The following is a 533-nucleotide window of genomic DNA, read 5'->3' on the forward strand; positions in this document are numbered from 1 at the left end:
AGTTCATTTATTTTTATAATTCCATAATATAGATCATTTAATGTTGAATTATAATCCCTATTAATTATAAAACCACAATTAGGGCATTTATATATTCTATCATTTAAATTTATATTGTATTTATTATGGCATTTAGAGCATTCTTTGGTTGTTGGCAGGAACCTATCCAGTAATATAAATGTTGAAGCCTTATGTTTAAGTGCTTCCTTAATTCCACCTATATTAGTGGATTCTGTTCTTTTGCCAAAGAGATGCTTCCATGAATTAATATTATCATCCTGTGTTATTATTATATCATAGTTTGATGATAGATAATGGGCTATCTTATTCACTGTATCCTTTCTTCTGTTCACTGTTTTTGTTTGTTCTATATTTAATTTATTTTTTAGTTTATAATAATTATTAGAGTTTTTTATTTTCTTCGATAACCTTCTCTGAATTCTTTTTTCTCTTTTAGATTTTGGTATGCCATAATTTATTATTAAACCATTGGACAATGTTAATTGATTTTTAATTCCCAAATCAACTGATAC

Annotated in this window: 1 protein-coding gene; it reads right to left on the reverse strand. The window is 25.3% G+C overall.

Annotation, left to right across the window (positions count from 1 at the left end; translation table 11 throughout):
• The coding region (locus tag AOG55_RS06510; protein ID WP_156318781.1) for an RNA-guided endonuclease InsQ/TnpB family protein at positions 1–533 on the reverse strand (533 nt) is incomplete at both ends.

Source organism: Acidiplasma cupricumulans (assembly GCF_001402935.1).
Taxonomy (GTDB): domain Archaea; phylum Thermoplasmatota; class Thermoplasmata; order Thermoplasmatales; family Thermoplasmataceae; genus Acidiplasma; species Acidiplasma aeolicum.